At 60.5% G+C, this 15,772-nt stretch carries 15 protein-coding genes; 5 read left to right on the top strand and 10 right to left on the bottom strand.

Features of this window, described 5'->3' with window-relative positions; all coding sequences use genetic code 11:
• Window positions 1–132 precede the first annotated feature (132 nt).
• The 4 genes from BM017_RS29190 to BM017_RS23585 all read left to right on the top strand — a co-directional run bounded on the left by BM017_RS29190 (window position 133) and on the right by BM017_RS23585 (window position 4,940).
• The gene (locus tag BM017_RS29190) at window positions 133–312 is read left to right on the top strand and encodes a DUF6026 family protein (protein WP_256573001.1); all 180 of its coding nucleotides are present in this window, start codon (window positions 133–135) and stop codon (window positions 310–312) included.
• 161 nt (window positions 313–473) lie between these two features.
• On the top strand, window positions 474–2,231 hold the full coding sequence (locus tag BM017_RS23595) for a phosphoethanolamine transferase CptA (protein WP_092248952.1): 1,758 nt from the start codon (window positions 474–476) through the stop codon (window positions 2,229–2,231).
• A gap of 114 nt (window positions 2,232–2,345) precedes the next feature.
• Window positions 2,346–4,574, top strand: coding sequence for a TonB-dependent siderophore receptor (locus BM017_RS23590; protein ID WP_092248950.1), 2,229 nt, complete (start codon window positions 2,346–2,348; stop codon window positions 4,572–4,574).
• A gap of 144 nt (window positions 4,575–4,718) precedes the next feature.
• Entirely contained in the window at window positions 4,719–4,940 is a 222-nt protein-coding gene (locus BM017_RS23585; RefSeq protein ID WP_092248947.1) for a hypothetical protein, read from the top strand.
• An 89-nt stretch (window positions 4,941–5,029) separates the two neighbouring features.
• Here BM017_RS23585 and BM017_RS23580 read toward each other — a convergent pair whose 3' ends face one another.
• The 4 genes from BM017_RS23580 to BM017_RS23565 form a co-directional block, all read right to left on the bottom strand.
• Window positions 5,030–5,521, bottom strand: coding sequence for a GNAT family N-acetyltransferase (locus BM017_RS23580; protein WP_092248944.1), 492 nt, complete (start codon window positions 5,519–5,521; stop codon window positions 5,030–5,032).
• Between the two features lie 173 nt (window positions 5,522–5,694).
• Window positions 5,695–6,798: a cell division protein ZapE gene (gene zapE / locus BM017_RS23575; RefSeq protein WP_092248941.1), complete on the bottom strand. Its 1,104-nt coding sequence runs from the start codon at window positions 6,796–6,798 to the stop codon at window positions 5,695–5,697.
• 15 nt (window positions 6,799–6,813) lie between these two features.
• Window positions 6,814–7,149, bottom strand: coding sequence for a nuclear transport factor 2 family protein (locus tag BM017_RS23570; RefSeq protein ID WP_071490655.1), 336 nt, complete (start codon window positions 7,147–7,149; stop codon window positions 6,814–6,816).
• 52 nt (window positions 7,150–7,201) lie between these two features.
• Window positions 7,202–7,918: a helix-turn-helix transcriptional regulator gene (locus BM017_RS23565; RefSeq protein ID WP_092248938.1), complete on the bottom strand. Its 717-nt coding sequence runs from the start codon at window positions 7,916–7,918 to the stop codon at window positions 7,202–7,204.
• Window positions 7,919–8,079: 161 nt separating this feature from the next.
• Between BM017_RS23565 and BM017_RS23560 the strand changes: the two genes are divergently transcribed.
• Complete coding sequence (locus BM017_RS23560; RefSeq protein WP_092248935.1) at window positions 8,080–9,126, top strand: aldo/keto reductase; 1,047 nt, start codon at window positions 8,080–8,082, stop codon at window positions 9,124–9,126.
• 52 nt (window positions 9,127–9,178) lie between these two features.
• Here BM017_RS23560 and pepN read toward each other — a convergent pair whose 3' ends face one another.
• Genes pepN through BM017_RS23530 form a run of 6 tightly spaced genes read right to left on the bottom strand, consistent with a single transcriptional unit; the run spans window position 9,179 to window position 15,679 of the window.
• Complete coding sequence (pepN, locus tag BM017_RS23555; protein ID WP_092248933.1) at window positions 9,179–11,836, bottom strand: aminopeptidase N; 2,658 nt, start codon at window positions 11,834–11,836, stop codon at window positions 9,179–9,181.
• Between the two features lie 13 nt (window positions 11,837–11,849).
• Complete coding sequence (locus tag BM017_RS23550; RefSeq protein WP_092248930.1) at window positions 11,850–12,680, bottom strand: DUF2797 domain-containing protein; 831 nt, start codon at window positions 12,678–12,680, stop codon at window positions 11,850–11,852.
• On the bottom strand, window positions 12,677–12,937 hold the full coding sequence (locus BM017_RS23545) for a YeaC family protein (RefSeq protein ID WP_017528545.1): 261 nt from the start codon (window positions 12,935–12,937) through the stop codon (window positions 12,677–12,679). Before BM017_RS23545 ends, BM017_RS23550 begins: the two co-directional genes overlap by 4 nt.
• A 14-nt stretch (window positions 12,938–12,951) precedes the next feature.
• Window positions 12,952–13,821, bottom strand: coding sequence for a rhomboid family intramembrane serine protease (locus BM017_RS23540; RefSeq protein ID WP_071490660.1), 870 nt, complete (start codon window positions 13,819–13,821; stop codon window positions 12,952–12,954).
• Window positions 13,818–14,792, bottom strand: coding sequence for a metallophosphoesterase (locus tag BM017_RS23535; protein ID WP_170856116.1), 975 nt, complete (start codon window positions 14,790–14,792; stop codon window positions 13,818–13,820). The genes BM017_RS23540 and BM017_RS23535 overlap by 4 nt, the downstream gene beginning before the upstream one ends.
• A complete protein-coding gene (locus BM017_RS23530; RefSeq protein ID WP_003217892.1) occupies window positions 14,789–15,679 on the bottom strand; it encodes an NAD(+) kinase in 891 nt (296 codons plus the stop codon). The genes BM017_RS23535 and BM017_RS23530 overlap by 4 nt, the downstream gene beginning before the upstream one ends.
• Window positions 15,680–15,772 lie beyond the last annotated feature (93 nt).

Genomic DNA, 15,772 nt, shown 5'->3' with positions numbered 1-15,772 from the left:
CACACGACCATCAAAAATAAAAAAGTTCCATTGCCCGCAAAAAGAATTCAGAATTGTCTCCGACTGCTGCCGAGAACCTCGACTCAAGCGTTCTGGCACACCGCGACACACCGGCTATTTGCGAGGTAAGCAATGAGCACTGCACAGATGACACGTCCGCCACAGACCCTCTACGTCACTATCCGTCGCGACGAGTTGCACCAGTTGAAAGACGAGCGCGAACAGCTGCAGCAGGAAGTCCTGCGCCTGCGCGCCCATATCATCCAGGCCCAATTGGACCAGCCCGCCGGTGCGCAACCCGCGCTCTGCTGAGCCCCGTCATCGCTTTGTAAGATAACCGCTACAAAAATCTCACAAAGTTTTCACATGCCTCTCCCGATACTCCAGCCCCCAAGGGCCACCCCATGCAAGGGTGGCCTCTGTTGCGTGCAGCCCCGCGCGTCAACTGAAACATCAACGGGTTGGAGCGCTGGATGGCGATGTTCAAACGCAGCACCACGTCTGCGAAAGGTTTTGATTGGGCCGGCCTTGGCTGGCTGTTCCTGTTTTTCTGGTACTTCTCGGGCATTACCCAACTGCTGATCCAGTTGACTGGGACTTCCGGTTTCAGTGGTTTTCGCCAAGCCTTCTTCATGAGTGCGCTGTGGCTTGCGCCCATGCTGCTGTTCCCCCGCCGTACACGACTGCTCGCCGCCTTGATCGGCGCGGTGCTGTGGGCGTGTTCCATGGCCAGCCTGGGTTATTTCTTCATCTACCAGCAGGAATTCTCCCAAAGCGTCATCTTCATCATGTTCGAGTCGAACATCTCGGAAGCTGGCGAATACGCCACCCAGTATTTTGCCTGGTGGATCGTGCTGGCGTTCATCGCCCATACCGCCTTCGCCGTATTCCTGTGGACGCGGCTACGCCCGGTCTACCTGCCTCGCGGCCAGTCGATGCTGGCGGCGGCAGCGATTGTGCTGGCGGTGGTGGGTTATCCGCTGGTCAAGCAGATCGCCACCAGCGACAACATGGAACAGGCCATCGATCGCTTTGAAACCCGTATCGAACCGGCCGTGCCGTGGCAGATGATCGTCGCCTACCGCCGCTACACCGAGCAACTGGACAACATGCAAGGCATGCTCGACAGCGCCAGCCAGATCCCGCCCCTGACCAACCTCAAGGACACCATGGCCGGCCAACCGTCGACCCTGGTGCTGGTGATCGGCGAGTCCACCAACCGCCAGCGCATGAGCCTCTACGGCTACCCGCGCAACACCACGCCAGAGCTGGACAAACTGCGTGACCAACTGGCGGTGTTCGACAACGTCATCACCCCGCGCCCCTACACCATCGAGGCGTTGCAACAGGTGCTGACCTTCGCCGACGAAGAAAACCCCGACCTGTACCTGAAGACGCCGTCCATCGTCAGCGTGATGAAACAGGCGGGCTACAAGACCTACTGGATCACCAACCAGCAGACCATGACCAAGCGCAACACCATGCTCACGACCTTTTCCGAACAGGCCGACGAGCAGGTGTACCTGAACAACAACCGCAACCAGAACGCCCGCCAATACGATGGCGACGTGCTGGCGCCGTTTTCCAAGGCCCTGGCCGATCCGGCCGAGCGCAAGTTCATCGTGGTGCATTTGCTGGGTACCCACATGAGCTACCAGTACCGCTACCCGCCAACCTTCGACAAATTCACCGACCGCCAGGGCGTGCCGGCGGGCATTAGCGACGACCAGTTACCCACCTACAACAGCTACGACAATGCGGTGCTGTACAACGACTTCGTGGTGTCGAGCCTGATCAAGGACTACGCCAAGACCGATCCCAACGGCTTCCTGCTGTACCTGTCGGACCATGGCGAAGATGTCTTCGACTCGGCCGGCCACACCACCCTGGGACGTAACGAAGGCAAGCCGACGGCGCCGATGTACACCATTCCGTTCATGGCCTACGCCTCACCGAAATGGCGCGAAACCCACGACTGGAGCTTCGCCGGTGACTTGCAACGGCCCTACTCCAGCTCGCAGTTGATTCACACCTGGGCTGATCTGGCCGGTCTTAGCTTCAATGAACTCGACCGTACAAAAAGCCTGGTGAGTGACAGCTTCACGCCGCGCCCGCGGATGATTGGCAACCCTTACGAGCGCCAACAAAAGCCCCTGATCGACTTCAGCCTGATCAAGCCGAAAAAGGCCAATCCGACCGACGTGGTGCTGCAGGAAAAACCAGCCTTGTAACAGAAAGATAACAATCATTCTCGTTTAAGCCTAAAGTTCCCCCTGTCCTTTCGTCTTTGAACCAAGGCCTTTCCCGACCGGAAAGGCCGCAAAGACGACAAGGAGTCTTCCGCGATGTTCGCGCCTTTCACCCGTTCCATGACGTTCACCCTCGGCCTCTTCAGCGTGGTCGCAAGCCCCGACCTGTTGGCTGAAACCGACCCCGAACACCAAGCCCTCGAGCTGCGGGCCACCAGCATCACCGCCGAGGGCCTGGGCACCACCACCGAGCACACCGGGGCCTACACCACCGGCTCGATGAGCACCGCCACGCGGCTGAACCTGTCGGTCAAGGAAACCCCACAATCGATCTCGGTGATCACTCGCCAGCAGATGGATGATTTCAATCTCAATACATTGACCGAAGTGCTACGCCAGACCACCGGGGTCAACGTGCAGCACAACGACTCCGACCGTGTGTCCTATTCCTCCCGTGGCTACGGCATCAACAACTTCCAGATTGACGGGATGCTCAACACCTTCGGCTACATGAAGTCCGATTCCGACACCATCATCTACGACCGCATCGAGGTGGTTCGCGGCGCTACCGGCTTGACCACCGGTGCGGGTGACCCCTCGGCCACGGTCAATATGGTGCGCAAGCGCCCCACCGCCCAGTGGCAGGCGAAAACCGGGGTGAGCGGTGGCAGCCATGACAACTACTACAGCTTCGTGGATGTCGGCGGCCCGTTGGCGTACGACGGCAAGCTGCGCGGGCGTACAGTGCTGGCCTATCGCGACAGCAAATCGTTCCGTGACAACTACGCGCTGCAGCGGGCAGTCGGCTACGGCATCCTTGAAGGCGACCTGTCGGACGACACCGTGCTGGCGGTCGGTTTTGATTACCAGGACAAAAAGGTACAGGGCACATCCTGGGGCACCGTGCCCTACTGGAACAGCCAGGGCGGCAAGGCTGGGTTGTCGCGCTCCACCAATATGGCAGCGCACTGGAGCTCCTGGCCGCTGACCGACAAGACCACCTTTGCCAGCCTCGATCACCGCCTGGGTGGCGACTGGCACTTGAAGGCGGCCTACACCCATCGCCAGAGCGACACGGACGGCAAGGTCTACTACGGCGGCGCGGGGTTCCCCAACGACGACCGCAGCGGCATGACCGCCTGGGCCAGCCATATGCGCGGCACGTCGAGAATGGAGGCGATTGACCTGAACCTGGCTGGCAGCTATGCGCTGCTGGGCCGGGAACATGAACTGATGATGGGTTATGGCGAGGCCACGCAGCGGGACGTCTCGCCCGTGATGCGCAGCAACATCCCGGGCGGCTACTACAGCATCGAAGACTGGAAATACATGGGCGGGATCGGCAAGTTCGCCGACACCGTGACCGGGCTCAAGGGTGAGCACAGCAGCAAGCAACAGAAAGCCGGCTACCTGGCCACGCGCCTGAGCCTGACCGAACGCCTGCATGCGGTACTCGGCAGCCGTTATGGCAGCTGGGAGCTGGAAAGCGCGGCGCCTGAATACACGGCCAATGACCAATTGCTCAGGGCCAACAAGACCCGCCAGACCCACAACGATATGTGGACGCCCTACGCCGGGCTGCTCTACGACATCACGCCGGAGTACACCGTCTACGCCAGCTACACCGACATCTTCAAGCCGCAGAGCCTCAAGGACGTCAACGAGAAGTACCTGGAGCCCGTGGTGGGCAGCAACTATGAAGTCGGGCTCAAGGGCAGCTTGCTGCAGGAGCGCTTGAACGTAGCGGCCGCCTATTTCTGGAGCAAGCAGGACAACGTCGCGGAACGGGATGACTCCGTACCGCCGAACCCGATCACAGGCGAGGAGTACTACAAGTCAGGCGGCAAGGGTAACAAGGTAAGCGGCTTCGAGTTGGAGGTGGCCGGCGAAGTGATGCCGGACTGGAATCTCACGGCCGGCTACACCTATACCCACTCGGTGAATGGCACGCACAAACGCAACAACACCGGCCAACCACTGAACCTGCTGAAGATCTCCAGTACCTACCGATTACCCGGTGCATGGCGCAACCTGACGGTCGGCGGTGCCGTGAACTGGCAGAGCGATATCTACGAATTCAGCAACCGGCCAACGGGGGCTCGTGACAGCAAGGGCAACCGGATCACCACACGGGCAAAGATCACTCAGCAGGCCTACAGCGTGGTCAACCTGATGTCCCGCTATCAGTTCGATGAACATGTTACGGCGTCGTTAAACGTCAACAATCTATTTGATAAAAAGTATTACGAGCGCGTTGGCTTTTATAACGGCGTGTATTGGGGTGACCCACGCTCGATCACCTTGGCATTGGACTGGAAGATGTAGGACCTTTTAACCAAAAGTTAACGAAATTGTTAGCTTTTGGTTTTTTTGGCGTTAATTCCTACTTAATAAACTCCCTCCACACTCGCCCCATGAATCTGATCAAGGACAGAGCGGATACCGATCACACTTACCGGAAACACTGCCATGAAACTCTCCACCCTGATGCTTGCCAGCCTGATGACCCTGACCTCCGCCGCCGCCTTTGCCGAAGGCGGCTCCGAGCGTTCCAAGGCGTTCTACAACGACTTCACCTTCGTGCAGCAAAAAACCCACGGCACCGCGGCACAAACCGCGCTGGCCGATGGAAAGAACGTGAAGAAAGAAACCGCTGACCAGTCCGCTGCCGAGCAACAACCAAACACTTGATTTAGCCGTAATACCCTTTGCCATCCCGCTCCTTTGGTCAAGGTCAACTTGGCGCCATTTAATGGCGCCTTTTTTTTGCCTGTTATTTATTAAAGCGGTTTGCTCCAGAACAACATTCGCCCGTGGGCCGGATCAAACATCGAATCATCAAAACCAAACTTTCGATACGCCGATTGAGCCACCGCATTCCCTTCCAGTACCTCCAGGGTAATTTTGCAGCAGCCACGCTGACGGGCGATTTCCTCGACCTTTTGCAGCATTTTCTGGCTCAGCCCCAAACCACGGAACGCCTCCATCACCGCCACGTCGTGGACATTGACCAAAGGACGGCAGGCAAACGTGGAAAACCCTTCAAAACAATTCACCAGACCCGCCGGTTCTCCGCCGACAAACGCCAGTACGCTGAACGCATGTGGGCGCTTTGCCAGCTCGCCTGGCAGTTGCTCCAGGAGGTCGGCGGGCAGGCTGTGGCCACCGCCCATCGGGTCTTCGGCGTAATGGTTGAGCACGCGGCCGATGGCGTCGGCATGCACGGGGTTGGTGTAGCTGGCTTGCAGCACCAGGATGTCTGGGGTGTCCATGTCCTTCCTCGATCACGATTACAAGGGATTCGGCTCCCTGTGAGGGGCACGATTGTAAGCGTGGAGCAGGCGCCAGATGAAGGAGATTAACTACAAATATGCGCATGAAAGCGCGAAGGTTACGCGGTTGAAAAAGCGCAATCGCACGATTCCTGGATTTTTTCGTACGGCCGTTAGCCGAAACGCTGCAACTGCATTTCTTGCAGGCGGCTGAGTGTCCTGCGGAAGGGAAACTCCAGGTAGCCCTCGGTGTAAAGGCGCTCCAGCGGCATCTGGGCCTCGATGAACAACGGCACTTTACGGTCGTAGCACTCGTCCACCAGGGCGATAAACCGGCGCACGCTGTCATCGTGCACCGACAACTCCGGCAACTCGCGATCACCGGCCACTACGCGTTGCACGCCATCCTCAGTGCCGCGGGCAATCCGGCCAGGACGTTTTTGCGCACTCAGGTTGGGAACTTCACCGAGCAGGATGGCCTTGAAGCGATCGCACAGCAGCATGAAATCCATGGCCGCCAGCGGTTGCTCGCACAGGTCGGCGTAACGGCACCAGAGTACGGTATCGCTGGACTGCACGGCGACGATGGTGCGATGCCCCACCACGAGCGGCCCGCTGCGAGTCAGTTGACCTTGGGCCAAGCGCTGGAACACCCCCGCCAGTGCCTCAGGCTGGTTGACCCAGTAGCGCTGAATACCCGCGCCCGGATGCAACCGGTGATCCTCTCCCCCATCCACCGCAACCACCTGCATATGCTGCTTGATCGCCGCAACGCCCGGCAAAAATCGCTCGCGATTGAAACCCTCGGCATACAGTTGGTCAGGTGGTTGGTTGGAGGTGCAGACCATCACCACGCCCTCTTCGAACATCACCTGAAACAGCCGCCCGAGGATAATCGCGTCACCGATGTCATTAACGAACAATTCGTCGAAGCACAGCACGCGTACGGCCTGGCTCAGCTCCCGGGCCAAGGCCTGCAAGGGGTCGTGGGTGCCGGTGAGTTGGAACAGACGCTGATGCACCCACTGCATGAAGTGATGGAAGTGCTGACGCCGCGCTGGCACCTGCAGGCTTTGGTAGAACTGGTCCATCAGCCAGGTCTTGCCCCGACCCACCGGGCCCCACAGGTACACGCCGGTGATCGGTGCATGGCTGTGGTGCAGGGCTTCGTGGCAGGCTTGCAGGGCGTCCACCGCGCGGCGCTGAGCGGCGTCGGCGACGAAACCCGGTTGAGCAACGGCGTATTGGTAGGCAGCGCGGGGCGAGTCGAAAGTCATGCCCGCCAGTATGAACTACAGCGAAATATCCAGCCGCGAAATCTTGCCCTGCTCGTTCAAGCGAAAGGTGTAGCGCAGCTCCAATGGGCTGCCCGGGAAATTGCCGGAGACGATATTGCTGACCAGCACCTTGCCGGTACGGTGTTGCACCTTGAGCACTTCAACCCGCGGCTGATAACGACGCCCGGTGTCTTCCATCCAGCGCGCAATGGCGGCAGCGCCGACCTGGTGCTGGCCCTCATCGAACACATTGGCATCCTCGGCAAAACACTGGGCGATAGCCGAGGTGTCACGGGTATTGGCCGCCGCGATATAGGCCACGATGGCCGGTGCCAACTCAGGGATAGACATGACACAGCTCCTTTCTGGGTGATTTGTAGTGCCATGCTAAGCCAGGGTTGTGTCAGTTTTTGTCAGGAGTAAACGGCCCGGATTCGTTCTGTTCCATCAACTTGCGCCAGGCCCGCAGCCAATCGCTGCGCCGCCCCGGGTAACGTTCGCCAAGCACCTGTGCACTCGCCACGCGGTCGGTGCGAAAGGTGCGATAGGCACCGCGCAATTCACACCAGGCCACGATCACCCTCACTTCATTCAGAAAGCCCAGGGCCAGGGGCCAGATCAGGCGTTGGCTCTGGGTCTGGCTGGCGTCGGCGTAATCGATCTGCAGCTTGGCCTGGTTGCGAATGGCCTCGCGAAACACATTGAGCGGCACACGGTTTTCCGGGTAGCCGAACCCGGGCGGTCCCGGCAGCAGCGTCGGGTTGCGCAGGGCTTCCTGGGCGGCGGGGTCGAGTACATCGGCGATCTTCGCCAAGGCATTGGCGGCAGCGCGGCTGAGCACGTCGTCGCCGCGCTGGTCGACATAACGCAGGCCGAGCACGATGGCTTCGGTTTCCTCGGCGTTCAGCATCAAGGGCGGCAGAAACAAGCCACTGCGCAACACATACCCGACCCCCGCCTCACCAAAAATCGGCGCGCCCAAGGCCGTCAATTCGGCGATATCGCGATACAGCGTGCGCTCGGACACCTCCAACTGCGCCGCCAGCGCGGCAGCGGTCACCGGACGCTTCTTGCCCCGCAGGGCCTGGAGCAAAGTCAGTAGACGAGTGGTACGCGACACAGGGTTTCCCGCCTGAAAATGGAAAAGTGCAGCAGCATAGCAAAGCCCCCTGTCAGAAATCGTCAGCAGTAAAAAAGTCGCTTGACCCGATAAATTATGCAGATCATATTAAATACATGTTACTAAACATGTAAGAAAATCACTGCCTCTGGAGTCCTTGTATGCGTAATAAAATCTTTGGCCGCCGCAGCGGCCTGCAGGTATCTGAACTGGCCTTGGGCACCGGTAATTTCGGTACGGGCTGGGGCCATGGCGCCGAGCGCGACGAAGCCAAGGCGATCTTTGATGGTTACCTCGAAGCCGGGGGCAACTTCCTCGATACCGCCAACGGTTACCAGTTTGGCCAGGCCGAAAAGCTGCTGGGGGAATTTATCGCCTCGGAACGCGACAACCTGGTGGTGGCCACCAAGTACACCCTGCGCACCGAGCCGTCCGATGAAGGCACGATCCGCGTCGGCAACAACCGCAAGAACCTGGTGCGCTCGGTGGAAGAAAGCCTCAAGCGCCTGAACACCGACCGCATCGACCTGCTCTGGGCACATATGAGCGACAACGTCACGCCCATGGAAGAGATCCTGCGCGGCCTCGATGACCTGGTGCGCGCCGGCAAGATCCACTATGCCGGCCTGTCCAACTTCCCCGCCTGGCGCATTGCCCGCGCCGACCTGCTGGCCGACGTGCGCAGCTTCGCACCGATAATCGGCATCCAGGTGGAATACAGCCTGGTGGAACGCAGCGCCGACCGCGAGTTGCTGCCAATGGCCGAAGCGCTGGGGCTGGGCGCCACGCTGTGGTCCCCCCTGGGCGGCGGTTTCCTGACCGGCAAGTACCGCAACACCCAGGACGACAACCGCGCCAACAAACTCGGGATCCTGGTGCACGCCGAACACAGTGCGCGTGAAACCGCTGTGCTCGATACACTGCTGGCGGTTGCCGGTGAAATCGACGCCACACCGACCCACGTCGCCATCGCCTGGCTGCGGGAAAAGGCCCGGCGCTCGACCACCGCGCTGGTGCCGATCCTGGGTTCGCGCACCCGCGCCCAGTTGGACAACACCTTAGGCGCGCTGAATGTGCACCTGTCGGCCGAGCAAGTCACCCGTCTCGACACCGCCAGCGCTATACCACTGGGTGTTCCTCACGGCATCATCGCCGAGCGTTTCCCCATCGATATCGGCCTGGACACCCCTCGCCCGCCGGTTATCTGAGGCGAAAAAAAACGGCCTGTTCAACAGGCCGTTTTTTATTCAGCGATCCCTCTTAAGCCAGGCTCTTGCTGACCACCTCGAACACATCACTCGACAACTCACCGGACGCCCGAATGCGCTCCAGCTCCGCCTTCATCAGCGCCTGGCGCGCGCTGTCGTATTTACGCCAGCGGGTCAACGGCGCCAACTGGCGCGAAGCGATCTGCGGGTTGAAGCCATTCAACTGGATCACCAGGTCCGCCAGGAAGCGATAGCCCGAACCGTCCGCCGCGTGGAAGTTGATCAGGTTCTGCCCGGCAAAGGCACCGATCAAGGCACGCACCTTGTTCGGGTTCTTGAGGGTAAACGCCGGGTGCTCCATCAACGCCTTGACCCGCGCCAGCCCGCCCGGCAACGTGCTGCCAGCCTGCACGCTGAACCACTGGTCCATGACCAACGGGTTGTCCTTGAAGTTCTCGGCAAACACCGCCAGCGCCTTGGCCTTCTCTGCCTCGAACGGCGAATTCACCAGCACCGCCAGCGCGGTCAGGCGCTCGGTCATGTTGTCACTGGTGTCAAACTGTTCGATGGTCGCCGCCAGCACTTCAGGCTTGCCACTGAGCATCAGGTACGACAGCGCGATATTCTGCAACGCACGACGGGCAAAGTGCTCGGCTGCCGCCACATACGGCGTTTGTTTGGACAACTCGCGGTTGGCCTGGTAACGCAGCCACAACGCTTCGTGCAGGTTGTCCGCCAGTTGCTTGCGCGCAAACTCACGGGCGGCGTGGATGGCATCCACATCTGCCACTTCGCTGATTTCAGTCAGGTAGGCTTCACCCGGTAACGACAGCATTTCCGCGACCATCGCCTGGTCAAGGCTTTCGTCGCTCAGCACGCTGCGCAGCGCAGTGATCAAGCGCTGATCCATCTTCAAGGCCTGGCCTTGCTGATGCTGGCCAATCAGCTCCTGCAACACCTGCACCGACAACTGCTGGCCGGCATCCCAACGGTTGAAACCGTCGCTGTCGTGCTGCATCAGGAACATCAACTGGTCGCGGCTGTACGGGAAGCTCAGCTTCACCGGCGCCGAGAAGCCGCGCAGCAGTGAAGGCAATGGCTGCTCAGGCACATCGACGAAGGTAAACGTCTGCTCGGCCTCGGTCACCGAAATCACCCGCGACGTGCCACCCGCAGTTGCCTCACCGGCCAGGCGCAAGGCAATGCCAGCGCCCTGCCCGTCCAGCAAGCCCAGCTCCACCGGAATCACGAACGGCAGTTTTTCCACCTTGTCCGGGGTTTCCGGGCAGCTCTGACGGAAGGTCAGGCTGTAGGTTTTCGCGGCTGCATCGTAGGACTCGCTCACCGCCAGACGCGGCGTACCGGCCTGGCTGTACCAGCGCTTGAATTGCGTCAGGTCAGCGCCGTTGGCGTCTTCCATGGCCTTGATGAAGTCGTCGCAGGTCACGGCCTGGCCGTCATGGCGTTCGAAGTACAGGTCGCTGCCTTTGCGGAAACCTTCGGCACCGAGCAAGGTGTGGATCATGCCGACCACTTCCGAGCCCTTTTCGTACACGGTCAGGGTGTAGAAGTTGGAGATCTCGATGAAGCTGTCCGGGCGCACCGCGTGGGCCATCGGGCCGGCGTCTTCGGCGAACTGGTGGGTACGCAGGTACGCCACGTCCTGGATGCGCTTGACCGTGGCCGAGTTCATGTCGGCCGAGAAGCCCGAATCACGGAACACGGTAAAACCTTCCTTGAGCGACAGCTGGAACCAATCGCGGCAGGTCACACGGTTGCCCGACCAGTTGTGGAAGTACTCATGGGCAACAATCGCCTCGACCCGTTGGTGCGCGGCATCGGTGGCGGTTTCGGCGCGGGCCAGCACAGCGCTGGAGTTGAAGATGTTCAGGCCCTTGTTTTCCATGGCGCCCATGTTGAAGTCGTTCACCGCGACGATCATGAAGATGTCGAGGTCATACTCACGGCCGTAGGTTTCTTCATCCCAGCGCATGGATTTTTTCAGGCTGGTCATAGCGTGCTGGCACTTGTCGATGTTTTCCGGCTCGACGTAGATGCGCAGCGCCACAGTGCGGTCGGTCATGGTGGTGAAGGTATCTTCGACACACCACAGGTCACCGGCCACCAGGGCAAACAGGTACGCCGGTTTCTTGAACGGGTCTTCCCAGGTTGCCCAATGACGGCCATCTTCACCGGGACCGCTGGCGATCGGGTTGCCGTTGGACAGCAGGATCGGGTAACGGTGTTGCTCGGCGATCACCGTGGTGGTGAAGGTGCTCATCACATCCGGGCGATCGAGGTAATAGGTGATCTTGCGAAAGCCCTCGGCCTCGCACTGGGTGCAGAACATGCTGCCGGACTTGTACAGGCCTTCCAGCGCAGTGTTGGTTTCCGGGTGGATCTTTACCGTGGTGTCCAGGGTAAACGTCGCGCTGTTCGGATGTACCGTCAGGTGGCTGTCGGTCAGTTCGTAGTCATCAGCAGTCAGTGCCTGATCGGCCAGGTTTACGCTCAGCAGCTCCAGCTGCTGGCCGTCCAGCACCAACGGCGGCAAACCAGCGCCACGCTCAGGATTGCGGCGCATCACCAGTTGCGCGTGGACCAGGCTGTGGTCCTCGAACAACTCGAAGGTCAGGTGGGTCTCGTCGATCAGGTAGTCCGGCGCCTGATAGTCCTTGAGGTAAATCATCTTCGGTTGTTCGGTGCGCATGGGTGGCATCCTTCTACTGATGCACGGCGAGCTGGTAGGCCGTGTACTTACGAATATTGATAACGCCGGTGTCGAAGATCAGGTACTGGCCCTTGATCCCCAGCAGCGTGCCTTCGGCAATCGGGTTCTTGTCCAGGTTGAAGCTGACGATCTTGGTCGGATACTGCTCCACCGGGTAACGGATTTCGAGCGGTTCGATGTCGGTGACCGGTTGGATGGCCTGCAGGCCAAAGCGTTCCTGCAAACCCAGCAAGCCGTCGGCGCAGGCGGCGAACAGTTCGTCACGCACCTGCTTGAGGTCGACGGACTGGGCGTCGCCCTTGAGCAGCGCACGCCAGTTGGTCTTGTCGGCCACCTGGCTGCGGAACAGGTCTTCGACAAAACCTGACTGCTGGCGGGTAGCCACGCGCATGATCGGCAGCGCCTGGCTCGCGCCCTGGTCGAGCCAGCGCGTCGGCAACTGGGTGGCACGGGTGATGCCGACCTTGATCCCTGACGAGTTCGCCAGGTACACCACATGGTCGGTCATGCAGAATTTCTCGCCCCAGCCTGGATCGCGGCAGGTGCCGGCGTCGTAATGGCAACGCTCGGGGCTCATGATGCACAGGTCACACTGGGCCAGCTTGGTCATGCACGGGTAGCAATACCCCTGGCTGAAGCTGGTCTTGGTCTTGCGGCCGCAATGGCTGCAATGGATGGCACCGAGGTATTCCAGGCGCACATGGGTGCCGATCAACGGGTTGACCGGCACCTCGGCGTCGCCCAGTCGAAACGCGTATTGAACGGTCGGCTCACCGAGTTGCGCCGACATCTTGCTGACTGCACCGCGACCGATTTCAATCAATGGATCGCATCCGACTTGAACAGGATGTTCGGCACGGTGGTCGACTTCGACTGGCATTCCTGCGGGCCCATGTAGCCGGTGCGCTGGTCTTCCGGCAGGTTCTGGATTTCCCAGGCTATCACCGCCTGCAACGACAGCTCGCGCTGTTCGGCAGTGAGCTTGCGGCCATCGGACCACTTGCCGATTTCCACGGCGAGCTTGAGGCTCTCGTAGATATCCGGGGTGATATTTTCGATCATTTCAGCAAAAGAGGACATGAGGCTCTTCCTTATCAAATAGACGATTTGCGACGGCTGTACAGCCCGCCCAGCAAACCTGTCAGGCAACCGATGACCAAGCCGCCGACATGGGCCGCGTTGGCGATTTCGCCGAAACCGATCATCGAGACCAGCCCCGACAGGCAGAGCAGCAGCCAGACCAGCATCATCACCAGTACCCCACGGGGCAGGCGATAGGCCGGGTTGGGCGACAGCAGTTGAAAAATCCAGCAATGCCCGAGCAGGCCATACAACACGCCGGACAACCCACCGAACAGACCGGGGCCACCATAAGCGTATTGAGCGTAGTTGGAGACCAGGCTGAACAACAGGGTCAGGCCCAGCAAGTTGATACTGCCCTGGCGCGCCTCTATGCGCCGGCCCAACTCCCAGTACCACATGCCATTCATGGCCAGGTGCAGGATGCCGAAGTGGATCAGCATCGGCGTGACCAAGCGCCACCACTGCCCCGCCGCCAGACTGTCGGCCAGCGGCGTGAACTGGATGTACTCGCCGATAATGCGAAACTGCAGGAATGTCAGCCAGCTCATGGCTTGCAGGTTTTCACCGAGCAAGGTCACCGCGCCGACGATGATGCTTGCCAGCAACACCAGTGCGGTCAATGGGCTGTGCCGCAGTTGCTGGACAAATCCAGGGCGCCTGGTCGCTGCCTGTTCGGGAATATCCAGTTGCCGGTCCGGGTCACCGGCGGGAAAGCGCTGGTACAGCACGCGCACGTCGTCGCTGATGGTCTCGGGCACCCATAACACTTGCTCCCCGGCCTCTTCACTGACGCGATGGGGCACCTGCATGCGGTGCAGCAGTTGGATAAAGCCGCCCAGGTCCACACTCAGTGGCAGGCGCAATACGGCCACAGTACTCATTGGATGACCTCGGGCCGCTCAACGTCGACCCAGACGAATTTATTCGGGTCCAGCCGCGTTTCCTGATCCAGGCGGTACGCCACCAGCTTGCCGTACAGCACCGCGCTGTAGTCCAGGCAGGCCAGGTTCGGGCGGATCGGCGCCGGTTTGCCACTGCGCCAGTAATGCCCGACGAACAACAGCGGTTCATCGACGCCGTAGCGCAGCAGGGAATTCTTTTCGGTGGACGACAACGGTGTACGCGCCACCGGCTCGGGCAGTGCATCGGGCTGGAACACGATATCGCCGTAGGTCTTGGGGTCGTCTTCCCAGAACTTGGTGCGGAAGAACGAGCGCGTCAGGCCATCGCCACCGGTCAACGTGAGGCCGTCCGGCAAACGCATGTCGGTGCCGCGCAACAGGCGGTCGAACGCATTGCAGGCAAAACTGCCCGGCACGGCGGCGGCCTGCAGGAAGTGCTGGTCGATGCAGCCGTCCGGGAAGGTGCCACGCAGCGGCTGGATAAAGCCATCATCCCAGCACGCATGCACCACGCGAAAGCGCCCGGCGTCGACAAACAGCGGCATGTCATAGAACCAGCCGAGGAAGTCGTGCCAGTCGGTCGGGTGATGTTCGAACTGGGTCAGGGTCTCGTGGATCAACCGCGCATGCCGTGGGTTGTGCTCACGCACGAACTGCCTGCCACTGCCCGGCGGTGCCGGTGTGGTCCAGCCCAGGGCGTTGAACTCGTGGTTGCCCATGATGCACAGCGCCTGGCCGGCCTCGGTCATGTCGTGGACGATATGCAGCGCCTCGCGGATGCGCGGGCCACGGTCGATGATATCGCCGAGGAACACCGCCATACGCGTTGGATGGCGCCAGGTGCCGCCCTGCTTGTGGTAGCCCAACAGGTCGAGCAAGTGCTCAAGGGTATGGGCGCAACCGTGCACGTCACCAATCAGGTCGTAGCTACGCGCGGGATCGAGCATCAGTCGCCTCCACCCCCCAAGCGGCTGCCCCAGCCCAGCTTGGTGCGGCACACTTCGTAGTAGTTGTGGTCCAGCGGGTGGATCAACCGCAACTTCTGTGCCTTCTTGCTCACGGTGATGGTGTCACCGGGGGCGCAGGTGAAATGGTTCTGCCCGTCACACGAGACCTGCGGGTAGATCTGCATATCTTTGGACACCACGATTTTCAGTTCACTGTTGCCGTCGACCACAATCGGCCTGCTCGACAACATATGGGGATACATCGGCACGATCACAATGGCATCCAGCTTGGGATGCATGATCGGGCCACCCGCCGACAGCGCGTAGGCGGTGGAGCCGGTAGGCGTGGCAACGATCAGGCCGTCGGCCTTCTGGCTGCACACGAACTGGCCGTCGATATACAGTTCGAACTCGATCATCCGCGTGGACTTGCCGGGGTGCAGCACCACGTCATTGAGCGCATCGCCCTGGCCGATGGCTTCGCCGTGGCGGCGCACTTCTGCCTGCAGCAGGAAGCGGTTCTCCACCAGGTAATGACCGTCGAGCACCTTGGCCACTTCGACTTCCAGCTCATCCGGGCGGATATCGGTGAGGAACCCCAGGCTGCCCCGGTTGATCCCCAGCACCGGCACGTTATGCCGCGCCAGGGCACGGGCCGCGCCGAGCAGGCTGCCGTCGCCGCCGACCACGATGACCATGTCGCAGACTTCACCGAGCATCTTGCGCGACGAGGTCTGCAGGCCGTGGCCCGGCAGGATTTCAGCGATGGTGTCTTCGAGGATCACATGCAGGTGACGCTCCAGCAGGAATTTTTTCAGCCGGCGGACGGTGTCCAACACCTGGGTACTGCCCAGGCGACCGATAATGCCGATATTGCGAAATTGCTCCATGGGGCTCCTGCGGGATGTGGAGTGTGGCAAAAAAGAACGATTATGGGCGAAAGGCCGTCTCAGGCAAAATCCTTTGTCGCCGTGAAGCCTTGA

The organism is Pseudomonas sp. NFPP04 (assembly GCF_900113815.1).
GTDB classification, from domain to species: Bacteria; Pseudomonadota; Gammaproteobacteria; order Pseudomonadales; family Pseudomonadaceae; genus Aquipseudomonas; species Aquipseudomonas extremorientalis.
This window is presented reverse-complemented; position numbering and strand designations above follow the sequence as displayed.

What these genes read in the sequence shown, in the direction of transcription:
- BM017_RS29190 (WP_256573001.1), top strand. Translation starts at nt 133, where the DNA reads ATGAGCACTGCACAGATGACACGTCCGCCACAGACCCTCTACGTCACT.
- BM017_RS23595 (WP_092248952.1), top strand. Translation starts at nt 474, where the DNA reads ATGGCGATGTTCAAACGCAGCACCACGTCTGCGAAAGGTTTTGATTGG.
- BM017_RS23590 (WP_092248950.1), top strand. Translation starts at nt 2,346, where the DNA reads ATGTTCGCGCCTTTCACCCGTTCCATGACGTTCACCCTCGGCCTCTTC.
- BM017_RS23585 (WP_092248947.1), top strand. Translation starts at nt 4,719, where the DNA reads ATGAAACTCTCCACCCTGATGCTTGCCAGCCTGATGACCCTGACCTCC.
- BM017_RS23580 (WP_092248944.1), bottom strand. Translation starts at nt 5,521, where the DNA reads ATGGACACCCCAGACATCCTGGTGCTGCAAGCCAGCTACACCAACCCC.
- zapE (WP_092248941.1), bottom strand. Translation starts at nt 6,798, where the DNA reads ATGACTTTCGACTCGCCCCGCGCTGCCTACCAATACGCCGTTGCTCAA.
- BM017_RS23570 (WP_071490655.1), bottom strand. Translation starts at nt 7,149, where the DNA reads ATGTCTATCCCTGAGTTGGCACCGGCCATCGTGGCCTATATCGCGGCG.
- BM017_RS23560 (WP_092248935.1), top strand. Translation starts at nt 8,080, where the DNA reads ATGCGTAATAAAATCTTTGGCCGCCGCAGCGGCCTGCAGGTATCTGAA.
- pepN (WP_092248933.1), bottom strand. Translation starts at nt 11,836, where the DNA reads ATGCGCACCGAACAACCGAAGATGATTTACCTCAAGGACTATCAGGCG.
- BM017_RS23545 (WP_017528545.1), bottom strand. Translation starts at nt 12,937, where the DNA reads ATGTCCTCTTTTGCTGAAATGATCGAAAATATCACCCCGGATATCTAC.
- BM017_RS23540 (WP_071490660.1), bottom strand. Translation starts at nt 13,821, where the DNA reads ATGAGTACTGTGGCCGTATTGCGCCTGCCACTGAGTGTGGACCTGGGC.
- BM017_RS23530 (WP_003217892.1), bottom strand. Translation starts at nt 15,679, where the DNA reads ATGGAGCAATTTCGCAATATCGGCATTATCGGTCGCCTGGGCAGTACC.